Origin of the sequence: Pseudomonas sp. DE0157 (assembly GCF_007678615.1) — a bacterium.
Classification (GTDB): Bacteria; Pseudomonadota; Gammaproteobacteria; order Pseudomonadales; family Pseudomonadaceae; genus Aquipseudomonas; species Aquipseudomonas parafulva_B.
In genome coordinates this window covers 192,714-208,597 of sequence record NZ_VEJN01000007.1, presented here as the reverse complement: position 1 = coordinate 208,597, position 15,884 = coordinate 192,714, and the positions used below count along the sequence as shown (strand labels likewise).

12 protein-coding genes are annotated in these 15,884 nt (G+C 63.4%); 9 read left to right on the top strand and 3 right to left on the bottom strand.

The annotated features are described in order from the left end of the window. Positions 1–119 precede the first annotated feature (119 nt). The 5 genes from FS777_RS11710 to FS777_RS11690 all read left to right on the top strand — a co-directional run bounded on the left by FS777_RS11710 (position 120) and on the right by FS777_RS11690 (position 6,677). A complete protein-coding gene (locus FS777_RS11710; protein WP_058637572.1) occupies positions 120–1,412 on the top strand; it encodes a CitMHS family transporter in 1,293 nt (430 codons plus the stop codon). Then, positions 1,413–2,777 (top strand): acyclic terpene utilization AtuA family protein, encoded by a 1,365-nt coding sequence (locus FS777_RS11705; RefSeq protein WP_058637573.1) that lies wholly within the window; start codon positions 1,413–1,415, stop codon positions 2,775–2,777. Beyond that, complete coding sequence (locus tag FS777_RS11700) at positions 2,774–3,094, top strand: hypothetical protein (protein ID WP_058637574.1); 321 nt, start codon at positions 2,774–2,776, stop codon at positions 3,092–3,094. Before FS777_RS11705 ends, FS777_RS11700 begins: the two co-directional genes overlap by 4 nt. A 306-nt stretch (positions 3,095–3,400) precedes the next feature. Then, entirely contained in the window at positions 3,401–5,857 is a 2,457-nt protein-coding gene (locus tag FS777_RS11695; protein WP_058637575.1) for an EAL domain-containing protein, read from the top strand. 34 nt (positions 5,858–5,891) lie between these two features. Then, entirely contained in the window at positions 5,892–6,677 is a 786-nt protein-coding gene (locus FS777_RS11690; RefSeq protein ID WP_058637576.1) for a TenA family transcriptional regulator, read from the top strand. Between the two features lie 103 nt (positions 6,678–6,780). Here FS777_RS11690 and FS777_RS11685 read toward each other — a convergent pair whose 3' ends face one another. The 3 genes from FS777_RS11685 to ubiG are packed head-to-tail and all read right to left on the bottom strand — an operon-like array spanning position 6,781 to position 8,920. Continuing rightward, a complete protein-coding gene (locus FS777_RS11685; RefSeq protein WP_078478915.1) occupies positions 6,781–7,521 on the bottom strand; it encodes a YciK family oxidoreductase in 741 nt (246 codons plus the stop codon). Positions 7,522–7,547: 26 nt separating this feature from the next. Further along, a complete protein-coding gene (gene mupP, locus FS777_RS11680; RefSeq protein ID WP_058637578.1) occupies positions 7,548–8,219 on the bottom strand; it encodes an N-acetylmuramic acid 6-phosphate phosphatase MupP in 672 nt (223 codons plus the stop codon). 2 nt (positions 8,220–8,221) lie between these two features. After that, a complete protein-coding gene (ubiG, locus tag FS777_RS11675) occupies positions 8,222–8,920 on the bottom strand; it encodes a bifunctional 2-polyprenyl-6-hydroxyphenol methylase/3-demethylubiquinol 3-O-methyltransferase UbiG (RefSeq protein ID WP_058605610.1) in 699 nt (232 codons plus the stop codon). A gap of 357 nt (positions 8,921–9,277) precedes the next feature. On the opposite strand from ubiG, the gene mtnA reads away from it, so the two are divergent. The 4 genes from mtnA (at position 9,278) to pheA (ending at position 15,825) form a co-directional block, all read left to right on the top strand. Further along, positions 9,278–10,354: an S-methyl-5-thioribose-1-phosphate isomerase gene (gene mtnA / locus FS777_RS11670; protein WP_145255603.1), complete on the top strand. Its 1,077-nt coding sequence runs from the start codon at positions 9,278–9,280 to the stop codon at positions 10,352–10,354. 389 nt (positions 10,355–10,743) lie between these two features. Continuing rightward, positions 10,744–13,509 carry a DNA gyrase subunit A gene (gyrA, locus tag FS777_RS11665; RefSeq protein WP_023533831.1) on the top strand — a complete coding sequence of 922 codons (2,766 nt, stop codon included), beginning with the start codon at positions 10,744–10,746 and terminating at the stop codon, positions 13,507–13,509. A gap of 136 nt (positions 13,510–13,645) precedes the next feature. Continuing rightward, a complete protein-coding gene (gene serC, locus FS777_RS11660; RefSeq protein WP_058637580.1) occupies positions 13,646–14,731 on the top strand; it encodes a 3-phosphoserine/phosphohydroxythreonine transaminase in 1,086 nt (361 codons plus the stop codon). Next, positions 14,731–15,825 carry a prephenate dehydratase gene (pheA, locus tag FS777_RS11655; RefSeq protein ID WP_058605607.1) on the top strand — a complete coding sequence of 365 codons (1,095 nt, stop codon included), beginning with the start codon at positions 14,731–14,733 and terminating at the stop codon, positions 15,823–15,825. Before serC ends, pheA begins: the two co-directional genes overlap by 1 nt. Positions 15,826–15,884 lie beyond the last annotated feature (59 nt).

Sequence of the window (15,884 nt, the reverse complement as noted above, 5' to 3'; positions counted from 1 at the left end):
CGAACGTGGCCTGCCGAATATTTCAATTCACAGAGCCTAACGCCGTTGTTATTACTCTTGCAAAACAACAACAGGGCCTTCTCTCGCAATTGCGAACCAGAGGCCGAAGAGGAAACCCCATGCTCGCCACCCTCGGTGTCGCCACTATCCTGTGCATGCTCGTGAGCATCATGAGCAAGCGCATCTCTCCCTTGGTCGCCCTGATTGCCCTGCCCATCATCGCGGCGCTGCTCGGCGGCTTCGGCCTGCAGACCAGCGCCTTCATCATCACCGGCATCAAGAACGTCGCCCCGGTCGTGGGCATGTTCGTCTTTGCCATCTTGTTCTTCGGCATCATGACCGACGCCGGCATGCTTGACCCGATCATTGATCGCATCCTCAAGCGCGTCGGCACACGCCCGACGCGCATCGTCATGGGCACGGCCTTGCTGGCCTTGCTGGTGCATCTGGACGGTTCGGGCGCAGTGACCTTCCTGGTGACCATTCCGGCGATGCTGCCGCTGTACACGCGCCTTGGCATGGACAAGCGCATTCTGGCCTGCGTCACGGCCATGGCGGCCGGGGTCAACTTCCTGCCCTGGACCGGCCCGGTGCTGCGCTCATCGGCAGCGCTGCACGTGCCGGTGGCCGACCTGTTCCAGCCGCTGATTCCGGTGCAGATCGTCGGGCTGATCTTTGTCTTCGCCTGTGCCTACTGGCTTGGGCGCCGCGAAGAACGGCGCCTGGGCCTGGGCCGGGACCAACTCGACGTCACGCCGCATCAACGTACGCTCACTGACGCCGAGCGCGAGCTGCGCAAGCCCCGCCTGTTCTGGCCCAACCTGCTGCTGACCCTGGTGGTGATGGGGATCATGATCGCAGGGGTGGTGGACCCGGTGGTGATGTTCATGGTCGGCACCGTGCTTGCCTTGTGCCTGAACTACCCCAACGTGGACGCGCAGCGGGCGCGCATCGACGCCCATGCCAAGACCGCCCTGACCATGGCCAGCATTCTTCTGGCCGCTGGGGTCTTCACCGGCATCATGCAAGGCACCGGCATGCTCAAGGCCATGGCCGAGGTGGCGGTGGGGCAGATTCCCGCAGGGCACGGCCAACTGATTCCTGCGGTGGTCGGCTTTCTGTCCATGCCTTTGAGCCTGCTGTTCGACCCGGATTCGTTCTATTTCGGCATCATGCCGGTGGTCGCCGAGGTGGGCAGGGCCTTGGGCGTGGACCCGATGCAAGTGGCCCAGGCTTCGCTTCTGGGTGTGCACACCACGGGCTTTCCGGTCAGCCCACTGACCCCCGCGACCTTCCTGCTGGTCGGCCTGTGCAAGATCGAACTGGCCGATCACCAACGCTTTACCATCCCTTTCCTGTTCGCGGCCTCGGTCCTGATGACCTTGACCGCCCTGGTCATTGGAGTTTTCTAGATGAAAACCATACGCATCGGCGCTGGCGCCGGCTACTCGGGCGACCGCATCGAGCCGGCCATCGAGTTGGCGCAACAGGGCGAACTGGATTACCTGGTGTTCGAGTGCCTGGCCGAGCGCACCATCGCCCTGGCGCAGCAAGCGCGGCTGCTCGACCCGCACGGTGGTTTCGACCCCCTGCTGGGCGAGCGCATGCGCCGCGTGCTGCCCTATGTAGGCACAGGGGCCGACGGCACGCGGCGGCGCCTGCGCATCATCACCAACATGGGGGCGGCCAACCCACTGGGCGCGGCCAGTGAAATCCGCCGCATTGCGGCTGAACTCGGTATGCCTGGTATCAAGGTAGCGGCGCTGACCGGCGACGATGTGCTCGCCACCTTGCAGCAACGGCCCGAACAGACCCTCGACAACGGCGCCACCCTGGCTGAGCTCGGCGACCGGTTGATTTCAGCCAACGCTTATGTGGGCGCAGCAGGCATTGTGCAGGCCTTGCAGGCCGATGCCGACGTTGTGGTCACTGGCCGGGTGGCCGATCCGTCGCTGTTTCTCGCGCCGCAGCTGTTCGAGTTCGGCTGGCGCGAGGACGACTGGACGTTGCTCGGGCGCGGCACCCTGGTTGGGCACCTGCTCGAATGCGCAGGGCAGATCAGTGGCGGCTACTTCGCCGATCCCGGTGTGAAGGAGGTGCCCGACCTCGACCGCCTCGGTTTCCCACTGGCCGAAATCGATGCAACGGGCCATGCGGTGATCAGCAAGGTGGCCGGTTCCGGCGGGCGCATTGATACTTCTACCTGTACTGAGCAACTGCTGTACGAAGTCCATGACCCGGCCGCTTACCTTACGCCCGATGTGACCGCTGATTTCAGCCAGGTGGCGTTTCAGGCCCTGGCCCAGGATGAGGTCCGGGTGCAGGGCGCTGATGGGCGCGCGCGCCCGGAGGCGTTGAAGGTGTCGGTGGGTTTTCTCGACGGTTGGATCGGCGAAGGGCAGATGTCCTATGGCGGCCCTGGTGCAGTAGCCCGCGGGCGCCTGGCCGAAGCCATCGTACGCAAGCGACTGCAACTGACCGGTGTGGCCTGCGACGACATCCGCAGCGAGCTGATTGGCGTCAGTGCCCTGCACGGTGATGACTTGGGCCAGCGCGCCCAGGGCGAACCCTGGGAGGTGCGGCTGCGTGTGGCGGCGCGCTGCGCCTCCAAAAGCGATGCGGTGCGCATCGGCAACGAGGTGGAAACCCTTTATACCAACGGTCCCTATGGCGGCGGTGGGGCGAGCAAGTCGGTGCGTCAGGTAGTGGCGGTGGCTTCGCTGTTGCTGCCCAGGGACGCGGTGACCTTGCAGGTGCATCTGGAGGAGATGGCATGAGTACCCCGACAAAACTGCGGGACATAGCCCACAGCCGTACCGGCGACAAGGGCGACACGTCGAACATCTCGGTAATCGCCTTTGATTCTGCTGACTACCCGCGCCTGGCCCAGTGGCTCACGGTAGCGCGCGTCACGGCCCACTTTGCCGAACTTCTGGACCCGGCAGGGCCCCCCGTTCGCCGGTACGAGTTGGCGCAGCTCGGGGCGTTGAACTTCGTGCTGCCCGGGATCCTGCGCGGTGGTGTGACCCGATCGCTGGCGTTGGATGCCCATGGCAAGGCGCTGGGGGCGGCACTGCTGGACCTCGAACTCTGACAAGGGGTTGGCCTGCGGCGTGCGCGGTGATCAAGCTCGGCCCCCGCGTTGCGCACCTTGAGTTGATCAAAAGCTAGGCTGTCATGACTTAATTGACGTGGTCCATGCGGTGTCTGCGACAATATGTCCAGCACTGCGCCACGCTCAAACCGGCGAGCCAGACACCGCGCCCACAAGGCAGCAGGCGTGGCGGCCATCATTGACTGAAATCAGGCCCCTAAATTTCCATCGCGTTAATGGCAGATGGCCTACGCTGTGCTTTGTCTGGGTTGATTCGCGCCTTATCTGCTCTGTGACAGGGACTCCATGAAGGGACATCGCACTCAAGAAGCGCCCAAGCTACTCGGGCTCACCTGGCCATTCATCGCCGTGGTGGTTTTCCAAGTCGCCCTTGGTAGTCTCAGCCTCTACACGCTTTCTGCCGTGCGTGCCTACGTGGCGGGCGAAAGCTTGTGGTCCAAAGCGCAAAAAGACGCCATCTACTACCTCAACCTGTACGCCACCACCCGCGACGAAGCCACCTATGGCCGCTATCAGCAGGCCATCGTGGTGCCCCAGGGCGATCAACGCGCGCGCAAGCTCATGGATCAGTCGAGTCTGGACCTGGAGGCGGCCCGTCAGGCCGTCCTGCAAGGTGGCAACCACCCCGACGACGTGGAACGCATCATCTGGTTCTACCGTCACTTTCGCACCGTCAGCTACCTGCAGACAGCCATCAATTACTGGGACATCGGCGACGATTACCTGGCCAAGCTGAACGTGCTGGCCGGGGAGATGCACCAGCGCTTCGCCAGCGGGCCGGTCGATGAGCAGGTGATCCGTGCCTGGAAAAGCCGCATTGCCACCATCAACGAGGGGGTGACGCCGGCTGCCAAGGCGTTCAGCGATGCCCTGGGCGAGGGGTCGCGTGTCTTGCTGCGGGTACTGCTGATCACCAACCTGCTGACCGCGATGATCCTGATCACCATCGCCTGGCGGCGCTCCAGCAAACTGCTGGCCCAGCGCCAGGCGTTTGCCAACGCGCTGCAGGAGGAAAAAGAGCGGGCACAGATCACCCTGCAGGCTATTGGTGATGCGGTGATCACCACGGATGTGGAGGGCTTGATCGGCTACATGAACCCGGCGGCCGAGCAACTGACCCACTGGCAGGCCGGCCAGGCGCTGGGCCTGCCGTTGTCTGCACTGTTTACCCTGGTGGACGAGCACGATGTGGACGAGGGCCGCAGCCTGGTGGAACAGGTGCTCAGTGGCAGTTTGAAAGGCGGCGCCGAACATGCGCGGCTGATTCAGCGCCTGGACGGCAGTACGGTGTCGATCAATCTGGTGGGCTCGTCCATCGTCAACGACGGGCAGGTCAATGGCATCGTGCTGGTGCTGCACGACATGACCCAGGAGCGCCAGTACATCGCCAACCTCTCCTGGCAGGCCACGCACGATGCACTGACCGGCCTGGCCAACCGTCGCGAGTTCGAATACCGACTGGAGCAGGCGCTCAATGCGCTGGCGCGCCAGCCTGGGCGGCATTCGCTGATGTTCCTGGACCTGGACCAGTTCAAGCTGGTCAACGATACCTGTGGGCATGCCGCCGGGGACGAGCTGCTTCGGCACATCTGCGCCGTGCTGCAATCGGGCCTGCGTGAAGGCGACACCCTGGCGCGGCTAGGGGGCGATGAGTTTGGCGTGCTGCTTGAGAACTGCCCGTCCGAGCAGGCCGAGCGGATTGCCGAGCAGCTACGCCAGACGGTCCAAAGCCTGCATTTCGTGTGGAAAGGGCGGCCGTTCGTGACCACCGTCAGCATCGGCCTGGTGCATATCGCCCAGGCCCCCGGCACCCTCGAGGCGTCGCTGCGGGCAGCAGACATGGCCTGCTACATGGCCAAGGAAAAGGGGCGCAACCGGGTGCAGGTGTACCACGCCGATGACAGCGAGCTGTCCATTCGTTTTGGCGAGATGGCCTGGATTCAGCGCTTGCACGTGGCCCTGGAAGAGAACAGGTTCTGTCTGTACGCCCAGGAAATCGCGCCGTTGAAGGCCTTCGAGGGGCCTGGCCACATCGAAATCCTGTTGCGCCTGCACGATGAAAGCGGGCGCACCATACTGCCCAATAGCTTCATCCCGGCCGCCGAGCGCTATGGGTTGATTACCGCGCTTGATCGCTGGGTGGTGCGCAACGTCTTCATCATCATCCGCCAATGCCTAGATGCCGGCCACCAGGGGCCGCTATCGACCTGCGCCATCAACTTGTCCGGTGCCAGCATCGGCGATGACAAGTTCCTCGAGTACCTGCAGCGCCTGTTCGCCGAATATGCTATTCCTCCGCGCATGATCTGCTTCGAGATCACCGAAACCAGCGCCATTGCCAACCTGGGCAGCGCCATCCGCTTCATCAATGAGCTAAAAGGCCTGGGTTGTCGTTTTTCACTGGATGATTTCTGTGCTGGCATGTCATCGTTCGCCTACCTCAAGCATCTGCCCGTCGACTTTCTCAAGATCGACGGCAGCTTCGTCAAGGACATGCTGGACGACCCGGTCAATCGGGCCATGGTCGAAGTCATCAACCATATCGGCCATGTCATGGGCAAGCGCACGATTGCAGAATTCGTGGAAACACCCATGATCGAGCAAGCGTTACAGGAAATTGGTGTCGATTATGCCCAGGGCTATCTGATCGAGCGGCCCCAGGTATTTACCTGTGACAGTCTGCATCGCCAACGGATTGCCGCCCGGCCTCTGTTGCAGCGGGCACCTGGCACGTTTCGTTAGTTAGCTGGAAATCACAAGGAACAAGGAGTAGACAGTGATTGATGCATTCGTTCGTATCGGGCCATTGATGGACCCGGCCAGTTACCCCAAGTGGGCCCAGCAACTGCTTGCCGATTGCCATGAGAGCAAGCAGCGGGTGGTTGACCATGAGGTGTATCGACGTCTGCGTGACGGCAAGTTGAAGCAAGCGACCATTCGCCAGTACCTGATCGGTGGCTGGCCGGTGGTGGAGCAGTTCTCGTTGTACATGGCCCATAACCTCACCAAAACCCGGTATGGCCGGCACCCAGGCGAGGACATGGCGCGGCGCTGGTTGATGCGCAATATCCGCGTGGAGCTCAACCATGCCGACTACTGGGTGAACTGGGCCCACGCCCACGGCATTCACCTGCACGACCTGCAGGCCCAGGATGTGCCGCCCGAGCTCAATGGCCTCAACGATTGGTGCTGGCGTGTGTGTGCCACGGAAAACCTGGCCATTGCCATGGCCGCCACCAACTACGCCATCGAAGGGGCCACCGGGGAGTGGTCGGCGGTGGTGTGTTCCACCGACACCTACGCGATGGGCTTTCCGGAAGAGCAGCGCAAGCGGGCCATGAAGTGGCTGAAGATGCACGCGCAGTATGACGACACCCACCCGTGGGAGGCGCTGGAGATCATCTGTACGCTGGTAGGCGAGAACCCGAGCATGGCCTTGCGCACTGAGTTGCGCCGAGCCATCTGCAAGAGCTATGACTGCATGTACCTGTTCCTGGAGCGGTGCATGCAGCTTGAAGTCACCCAGCACGAGCGGGCGAGCCCGGCGTTGGCGGCGGGGTGATTGCGCGGCTGTCGTGATGCAGGCCCCGCCCATCGCTGGCACCTCGGCGATGGGCGGGGAGACGAGTGCACATGCACAACGCTGTGTCAGGTAGGCCAGCCCATCACTGGGCGTTGAATGCCTGCCCGTTCACATCCTTGCTGTCAGGCCCCATCAAGTAGAGGTAGACCGGCATGATTTCCTCAGGCAGCGGGTTGTCCTGAGGGTTCTCGCTCGGGTAGGCCTGCGCGCGCATGGCCGTACGCGTCGCGCCCGGGTTGATGCTGTTGGAGCGCACCGGCGCCACCCCTTCGAGCTCGTCTGCCAGGGTCTGCATCATGCCTTCGGTGGCGAACTTGGAGATGCCGTAGGCGCCCCAATAAGCGCGGCCCTTGCGCCCGACACTGCTGCTGGTGAACACCACCGAAGCATCTTCGGACTGCTTGAGCAGCGGCAGCAGGGTGCTGGTGAGCATGAAGGTGGCATTGACGTTGATGTGCATGACGCGCATGAAGTTGTCGCCCGACAACTGCTCCATGGGCGTGCGTGGGCCGATGATCGAGGCGTTGTTGAGCAACCCGTCCAGGCGCCCGAACTGTTCCTCGATCATGACCGCCAGCTCGTCGTACTGATGGGCGAGGGCGGTTTCCAGGTTGAACGGGATCACCACAGGCTGGGGGTGCCCGGCCGCTTCGATCTCGTCATAAAGCGCATTCAGGTTCGCTTCGGTCTTGCCGAGCAGCAGCACCGTGGCGCCCAGGGCAGCGTAGGCCTTGGCCGCGGCGGCGCCGATGCCGCGCCCGGCACCGGTGACCAGGATGACCCGGCCTTTGAGCAGGTCGGGGCGGGCAGTGTATTCGAACATGTCAGATCCTTAGGCGTTAGCGGTGATCAGCAACCACAGAGGGCGCCGTCGATGACTTTACGCAGGTCCTGCGGGCTGTCCACCACCACATCGGCACCCCAGTTGTTGGGGTTGTCCTCGGGATGGATGTAGCCGAAGCGTACCGCTGCGGTGCGGGTGCCGGCATCGCGGCCGGATTCGATATCGCGCAGATCGTCACCGACGAACAGCACGCTGGCAGGGTCCAGCGCCAAGGTTTTGCAGGCCAGGATGAGCGGCTCGGGGTCGGGCTTGCTGTTCTTTACATGATCCGGGCAGATCAGCAAGGCCGAGCGTTCAGCCAGCCCCAGGCGCTGCATGATCGGCTCGGCGAAGCGCACAGGCTTGTTGGTGACCACGCCCCACAACAGCTTGCCTCGCTCGATGTCCTCCAGCAGCTCGGCCATGCCGTCGAACAGGCGGGTATGCACGGCGCAGTCGCGCTGGTAGCGCTCCAGGAACTCCAGGCGCAAGGCTTCGAAACCTTCGGCCTGCGGGTCCATGGCGAAGGTGGCGGCCACCATGGCGCGTGCACCCCCGGAGATCACGCCCCGAATCAGCGCGTCGTCGACGACCGGCAGGCCTCGATCGGTGAGCATGGCCTGGCAGATGGCGATGAAGTCGGGCGCCGTGTCCAGCAAGGTGCCGTCCATGTCGAAGAGTACCGCTCGCAGGCGCATGCTTATTCCTCGCGCAGGGTCTGGATCATGTAGTTGACGTCCACATCGCTGCTGAGCTTGTAGTGCTTGGTCAGCGGGTTGTAGGTCAGGCCGATGATGTCCTTGACCTCAAGGCCGGCGACGCGGCTCCAGGCACCCAGCTCGGAAGGGCGGATGAATTTCTTGAAGTCGTGGGTGCCGCGCGGGAGCATCTTGAGGATGTACTCGGCGCCGACGATGGCCAGCAGGTAGGCCTTGGGGTTGCGGTTGATGGTGGAGAAGAACACCTGGCCGCCTGGCTTGACCATGCGGTAGCAGGCGCGGATCACCGATGAGGGGTCAGGCACGTGCTCGAGCATCTCAAGGCAGGTGACCACGTCGAAGGCACCGGGCATTTCTTCGGCCAGGGCCTCGGCCGTGACCTGACGGTATTCGACCTCCACACCCGATTCCAGCTGATGCAGGCGGGCGACGGCCAGGGGCGCCTCGCCCATGTCGATGCCGGTCACCGAAGCGCCGCGCAGGGCCATGGCTTCGCTGAGGATGCCGCCGCCGCAACCCACGTCCAGCACGTTCTTGCCAGCAAGGTGGGCGCGCTCGTCGATCCAGTTGACGCGCAGCGGGTTGATATCGTGCAGCGGCTTGAACTCGCTCTCGCGGTCCCACCAGCGGTGGGCCAGCGCTTCGAATTTTGCGATTTCAGCGCGGTCGACGTTGCTCATTGAACAGTCCTCAGAAACGTGGGAATCAGCTTCACGTGGCAAGCTGCAAGGTGCATGACATACAGACGGTGGCGTTGGCCCAAGCGTTCGCACGGCGTCAGGCTTGTCTTGTCAGACGCCATGAGCCTTTTGCCCGCAGAGCTTGCGGCAGCTTTCTGTGCGTGGCCTGGCAGGCCCACGCCAGAGAGCGGGCGTTGGTGGTGCTTCGGCCAGCGGCTCTGTGCCCAACCTTGCTTGTGCTGCCGGGTGTCTGCGGCGCGCAGCTTGCGCTCGAAAAGGCCGAAGTATACCCGAGCGCTCAGGGCGCCGGGTCGCTATAATCGCCGGCTTTTGATACGCGAACGACGGGGAGAGGTGATGCGCGAGCAACTTTTGGCGGCCGAGAAGGTGACCGGAATCCGCTGGCAGGGCGGCGTTCTGCATCTGCTCGACCAGCGCCTGCTGCCATCCCAGGAGCACTGGCTGGCCTGCGACACGGTCGCGCAGGTGGCCACCGCCATTCGCGACATGGCCGTGCGTGGCGCATCGGCCATCGGTATCGTGGCGGCGTATGGGCTGGTCCTGGCCGCCGAGGAGCGCCTGGCCGAAGGGGGCGACTGGGAGATGGACCTTGAAGAGGATTTCATGCTCCTGGCCGAGGCGCGCCCTACCGCAGCCAACCTGTTCTGGGCCCTGAACCGCATGCGCGAGCGCCTGCAACGCCTGCGTCCCGGCGAAGATGTGCTGGGCGCACTGGAAGCCGAAGCGCTGGCCATTCACGAAAGCGATCGCGAGGCCAACCTGACCATGGCCCAGCACGGCACCGAGCTGATCCGTCGGCACCAGGGCAATGCCCAGACGCTGCTGACCTATGGCAATGCCGGGGCCTTGGCCAGCGGCGGTTTCGGAACGGCGCTGGGTGTGATTCGCGCAGGCTTTCTGGAAGGGATGGTGGAGCGGGTCTATGCCGGGGAAACTCGCCCGTGGCTGAAGGGTTCGCGGCTCACGGCCTGGGAGCTGGCCAACGAAGGCCTGCCGGTCACCCTGTGCGCCGATTCGGCCCTGGCGCACCTGATGAAGACCAAGGGCATCACTTGGGTCGTGGTCGGCGCTGATTGCATCGCTGCCAACGGGGATGTGGCCAGCAAGATCGGTACCTACCAACTGGCGGTCAGCGCCATGCACCATGGTGTGCGCTTCATGGTCGTGGCCCCGAGCAGCAGTATCGACCTGAACCTGGAAACGGGCGACGACATCCCGCTTGAAGAGCGCGAACCGGATGAACTGCTCGACTATGCCGGCACTCGGGTGGCGCCGCAGGTGGAGGTGTTCAATCCGGTCTTCGACGTGACCCCGGCGGACCTGATCGATGTGATCGTGACCGAGCGCGGCATCATCGAACGCCCGGATACGGCCAAGCTGGCGCAGATGATGTGCCGCAAGCGTTTGCACTGAAAGGCGACACAGCGGTTGCGTTGCGCTCGACTGCCGGGCGTGGCCCTCTGCAGGCGTTTTTCCATGCCTGGGCGCCCCTGCCGGGCACGCTGTCGAACGCGGGCCTGGTGGTGCTCGCGGCTACCTTGCACCACGGCGCGGGCCCCTTGGCCTGGGCATGAATTCGCGGCCCGGCTGGCCGCTTGCCGCATCTCCCACTACCCCTGCTGTTGTGGTAATATCCGGCAGTTTCCAAGACCCCGCTGTGCGGCGGTCTTCATTGCGCAGATCCATGGCACAACTCATTGATTTGTCGTAAGTCGTCGCGGGCGAGTGCACTGCGGCGGCGAGCTTCGTTCGGCCCTTGATGGCGCTGCGAAGTTTCACCAGAAAAAGGAATCAGGCTTCTCATGGGCGAACTGGCCAAAGAAATCCTCCCGGTCAATATCGAAGACGAACTGAGACAGTCTTACCTCGACTACGCGATGAGCGTGATTGTCGGGCGAGCGCTGCCCGATGCGCGTGACGGCTTGAAGCCCGTGCATCGCCGCGTTCTCTTTGCGATGAGCGAACTGGGCAACGACTGGAACAAGCCGTACAAGAAATCCGCCCGTGTGGTCGGTGACGTGATCGGTAAGTACCACCCGCACGGCGACACTGCGGTCTACGACACCATCGTGCGTATGGCTCAGCCCTTCTCGCTGCGCTACCTGCTGGTCGACGGCCAGGGCAACTTCGGTTCGGTGGACGGCGACAACGCCGCGGCCATGCGATACACCGAAGTGCGCATGGCCAAGCTGGCGCATGAGCTGCTGGCCGACCTGCACAAGGAAACCGTCGACTGGGTGCCCAACTACGACGGCACCGAGCAGATCCCGGCGGTCATGCCGACGCGTATTCCCAACCTGCTGGTCAACGGTTCCAGCGGCATCGCCGTGGGCATGGCCACCAACATTCCGCCGCACAACCTGGGCGAAGTCATCGATGGCTGCCTGGCGCTGATCGATAACCCGGACGTCACCATCGATGAGCTGATGCAGCACATCCCCGGTCCTGACTTCCCTACCGCCGGCCTGATCAACGGCCGCCAGGGCATCATCGAGGCCTACCGCACCGGCCGTGGCCGCATCTACATGCGTGCCCGCTCCCAGATCGAAGACATCGACAAGGTGGGCGGTCGCCAGCAGATCGTCGTGACCGAGCTGCCGTACCAGTTGAACAAGGCGCGTCTGATCGAGAAGATCGCCGAACTGGTCAAAGAGAAGAAGATCGAGGGCATCACCGAGCTGCGCGACGAGTCCGACAAGGACGGCATGCGCATCGTCATCGAGCTGCGTCGCGGCGAGGTGCCGGAGGTGGTGCTCAACAACCTGTACTCGCAGACCCAGCTGCAGAGCGTGTTCGGCATCAACGTCGTCGCCCTGGTCGATGGCCGTCCGCGGCTGCTCAACCTCAAGGACCTGCTCGAAGCCTTCGTGCGCCACCGCCGCGAAGTGGTTACCCGGCGCACCGTGTTCGAACTGCGCAAGGCGCGTGAGCGCGGCCACATCCTTGAAGGCCAGGCGGTTGCGCTGTCCAACATCGACCCGGTCATCGCGATGATCAAAGCCTCGCCCACGCCGTCCGAGGCCAAGGAAGCCCTGGTGTCCACCGCCTGGGAATCGAGTGCCGTGCAGGTCATGGTCGAACGTGCCGGCGCCGAGTCGTGCCGCCCGGCCGACCTGCCTGAACAGTATGGCCTGCGCGACGGCAAGTACTACCTCTCGCCAGAACAGGCCCAGGCCATCCTTGACCTGCGTCTGCACCGCCTGACTGGCCTGGAGCACGAGAAGCTGCTGGCCGAGTACCAGGAAATCCTGGAGCAGATCGGTGAGCTGATCCGCATTCTCAACAGCGCCGAGCGCCTGATGGAAGTCATCCGCGAAGAGCTCGAAGCGATTCGCGCCGAGTACGGCGATGCCCGTCGCACCGAAATCCTCAATGCCAGCCACGACCTCAACTACGGCGACATGATCCCGGAAGAAGAGCGTGTGGTGACCATTTCCCATGGCGGGTATGCCAAGACCCAGCCATTGTCCGCCTACCAGGCCCAGCGCCGTGGCGGCAAGGGCAAGTCGGCCACCGGCGTGAAGGACGAGGACTACATCGAGCACCTGTTGGTCGCCAACAGCCACGCTACCCTGCTGCTGTTCTCCAGCAAGGGCAAGGTGTACTGGAAGAAGACCTACGAAATCCCCGAGGCGTCCCGCGCTGCCCGTGGTCGCCCGCTGGTCAACCTGCTGCCGCTGGAAGAGGGTGAGCGCATCACCGCCATGTTGCAGGTCGATCTTGAAGCCTTGCAGCAGAACGCCGACCTCGAAGAAGAACTCGAAGACGCCGATGACACCGTGCTCGAAGGCGAGCTGGTCGAAGTGGAGGAAGTGGACGAGGAAGAAGGCGACACCCCCGAGTGGGCGGCAGAGCCTACCGGCGCTTACATCTTCATGGCCACCGCCTCCGGCACCGTCAAGAAGACGCCGCTGGTCCAGTTCGCCCGTCCTCGCTCCAACGGCCTGATCGCCCTGAAGCTCAAGGAAGGCGACACCCTGATCGCGGCGGCCATCACCGATGGCGCCAAGGAAGTCATGATGTTCTCCGACGCCGGCAAGGTCATCCGCTTTGCCGAGAGCGTGGTGCGCGAAATGGGCCGTACCGCCCGTGGCGTGCGCGGCATGAAGCTAGGCAAGGGCCAGCAGATCATTTCGATGCTGATCCCGGAGTCCGGCGCGCAGATCCTCACCGCGTCCGAGCGTGGCTATGGCAAGCGTACCCCGCTGTCCAAGTTCCCCCGTCGCGGCCGTGGCGGCCAGGGCGTGATCGCCATGGGTACCAAGGGGCGCAACGGTTTGCTGATCGGCGCCATCCAGGTGCAGGAAGGTGAAGAAATCATGCTGATTTCCGATCAAGGCACATTGGTGCGTACCCGGGTCGGCGAGGTGTCCAGCCTGAGCCGGAACACCCAGGGCGTGACGCTGATCAAGCTGGCCTCCGACGAGACGCTGGTGGGCCTTGAGCGTATTCAGGAGCCGTCCGAGGAAGAGCTCGATGCGCTCATCGAGCTGGACGAGGAGGGCGTGGAGGCCCAGGCTCCTGACGAGCAAGATGCGGCGGGCGCCGAAGAGGCCCCGCAAGAGTAAGTGCGCTGAACCCGAACGGGGCGACCAAGGTCGCCCCGTTTGACTGATCAAGCCAGGCATTTGGCCTGCAAGGGCCCCAAGCAGGCCTGGGCCACCGAATTACGATGTTGTTCTATTTGGCAGAGCGAGAGTGGATGTGAGCAAACGAGCCTTTAACTTCTGCGCAGGCCCTGCCGCGCTTCCTGATGCCGTGCTGCAGCGCGCCCAGGCCGAGATGCTGGACTGGCACGGCAAGGGCCTGTCGGTCATGGAAATGAGCCACCGCAGCGACGACTACGTGGCCATCGCCGAGAAGGCCGAGCAGGACCTGCGTGACCTGCTGTCCATCCCCTCCAATTACAAGGTGCTGTTCCTGCAGGGCGGCGCCAGCCAGCAATTTGCCGAAATCCCGCTCAACCTGTTGCCAGAAGACGGCACCGCTGACTACATCGAGACCGGGATCTGGTCGAAAAAGGCCATCGAGGAAGCGCGCCGCTTCGGCAACGTCAACGTGGCTGCCAGCGCCAAGCCCTACGACTACCTGGCCATTCCTGGCCAGAACGAGTGGAACCTGACCGCCAACGCGGCTTACGTGCACTATGCGTCCAATGAGACCATCGGTGGCCTGCAGTTCGACTGGGTGCCACAGACCGGCGATGTGCCGCTGGTGGTGGACATGTCCTCCGACATTCTCTCGCGCCCCATCGACGTGTCGCAGTTCGGCCTGATCTACGCAGGTGCCCAGAAGAACATCGGCCCTAGCGGGCTGGTGGTGGTGATCGTGCGGGAAGACCTGCTGGGCCATGCCCGCAGCAGTTGCCCGACCATGCTCGATTACAAGGTCTCGGCAGACAATGGCTCGATGTACAACACGCCTGCGACTTACGCCTGGTACCTCTCAGGCCTGGTCTTCGAGTGGTTGAAGGAGCAGGGCGGCGTGGACGCCATGGAGCAGCGCAACCGTGCCAAGAAAGACTTGCTGTACGGGTTCATCGATGCCAGCGCGTTTTACAGCAACCCGATCAGCGTCAATGCCCGGTCGTGGATGAACGTCCCGTTCCGCCTGGCCGACGAACGCCTGGACAAGGCCTTCCTGGCCGGTGCCGACGCCCGTGGTTTGCTCAACCTCAAGGGCCACCGGTCGGTTGGAGGCATGCGTGCATCCATCTACAACGCCCTGGGCCTGGATGCGGTTGAAGCCCTGGTGGACTACATGGCTGAATTCGAGAAGGAGCACGGTTGATGTCCGAGCATGAACTGCAGGCGCTGCGTGTGCGCATCGACAGCCTCGACGAAAGGATTCTTGAGCTGATCAGCGAGCGTGCTCGCTGCGCTCAGGAAGTGGCCAAGGTCAAGACCGCGTCGCTGGCCGAGGGCGAGGCGCCGGTGTTCTACCGTCCCGAGCGCGAGGCTGCCGTGCTCAAGCGCGTGATGGAGCGCAACAAGGGGCCATTGGACAACGAGGAAATGGCGCGGCTGTTCCGCGAAATCATGTCCTCGTGCCTGGCACTGGAAGAGCCGCTCAAGATCGCTTACCTGGGCCCTGAAGGTACCTTCACCCAGGCCGCCGCCATGAAGCATTTCGGTCATGCCGTGGTCAGTCGTCCGATGGCGGCCATCGACGAGGTGTTCCGCGAAGTGGCAGCCGGGGCCGTGAACTTCGGCGTGGTGCCGGTGGAAAACTCCACCGAAGGCGCAGTCAGCCACACCCTCGACAGCTTCCTCGAGCACGACATGGTGATCTGTGGCGAAGTGGAGCTGCGTATTCACCACCACCTGCTGGTGGGCGAGAACACCAAGACCGACAGCATCAGTCGCATCTATTCCCATGCCCAGTCATTGGCACAGTGCCGCAAGTGGCTCGATGCCCATTACCCCAACGTCGAGCGTGTGGCGGTGTCGAGCAACGCCGAGGCTGCCAAGCGCGTCAAGGGTGAGTGGAACTCGGCGGCCATCGCAGGCGACATGGCGGCCAACCTGTACGGCCTGACCCGTCTTGCCGAGAAAATCGAGGACCGTCCGGACAACGCCACGCGATTCCTGATGATCGGCAACCAGGAAGTGCCGCCCACCGGGGACGACAAGACGTCGATCATCGTCTCGATGAGCAACAAGCCCGGTGCACTGCACGAGTTGTTGGTGCCGTTCCACCAGAATGGTATCGACCTGACCCGCATCGAGACCCGGCCTTCGCGCAGTGGCAAGTGGACCTATGTGTTCTTCATCGACTTCGTCGGCCATCACCGCGATCCGCTGATCAAGGCGGTGCTAGAGCAGATCAGCCAGGAGGCGGTGGCGCTGAAAGTGCTGGGGTCTTATCCGAAGGCGGTGCTTTGACGCGCAACCTTCCGGGTCGGTGCACGGCCCCGTAAGTCCTCATGGACTGCCTCGATTTT

Excerpts from the sequence above, each read along its gene's own strand:
- gyrA (WP_023533831.1), top strand. The coding sequence starts at position 10,744 with ATGGGCGAACTGGCCAAAGAAATCCTCCCGGTCAATATCGAAGACGAA.
- mupP (WP_058637578.1), bottom strand. The coding sequence starts at position 8,219 with ATGCGCCTGCGAGCGGTACTCTTCGACATGGACGGCACCTTGCTGGAC.
- mtnA (WP_145255603.1), top strand. The coding sequence starts at position 9,278 with ATGCGCGAGCAACTTTTGGCGGCCGAGAAGGTGACCGGAATCCGCTGG.
- FS777_RS11710 (WP_058637572.1), top strand. The coding sequence starts at position 120 with ATGCTCGCCACCCTCGGTGTCGCCACTATCCTGTGCATGCTCGTGAGC.
- ubiG (WP_058605610.1), bottom strand. The coding sequence starts at position 8,920 with ATGAGCAACGTCGACCGCGCTGAAATCGCAAAATTCGAAGCGCTGGCC.
- FS777_RS11695 (WP_058637575.1), top strand. The coding sequence starts at position 3,401 with ATGAAGGGACATCGCACTCAAGAAGCGCCCAAGCTACTCGGGCTCACC.
- FS777_RS11705 (WP_058637573.1), top strand. The coding sequence starts at position 1,413 with ATGAAAACCATACGCATCGGCGCTGGCGCCGGCTACTCGGGCGACCGC.
- FS777_RS11685 (WP_078478915.1), bottom strand. The coding sequence starts at position 7,521 with ATGTTCGAATACACTGCCCGCCCCGACCTGCTCAAAGGCCGGGTCATC.
- FS777_RS11700 (WP_058637574.1), top strand. The coding sequence starts at position 2,774 with ATGAGTACCCCGACAAAACTGCGGGACATAGCCCACAGCCGTACCGGC.
- pheA (WP_058605607.1), top strand. The coding sequence starts at position 14,731 with ATGTCCGAGCATGAACTGCAGGCGCTGCGTGTGCGCATCGACAGCCTC.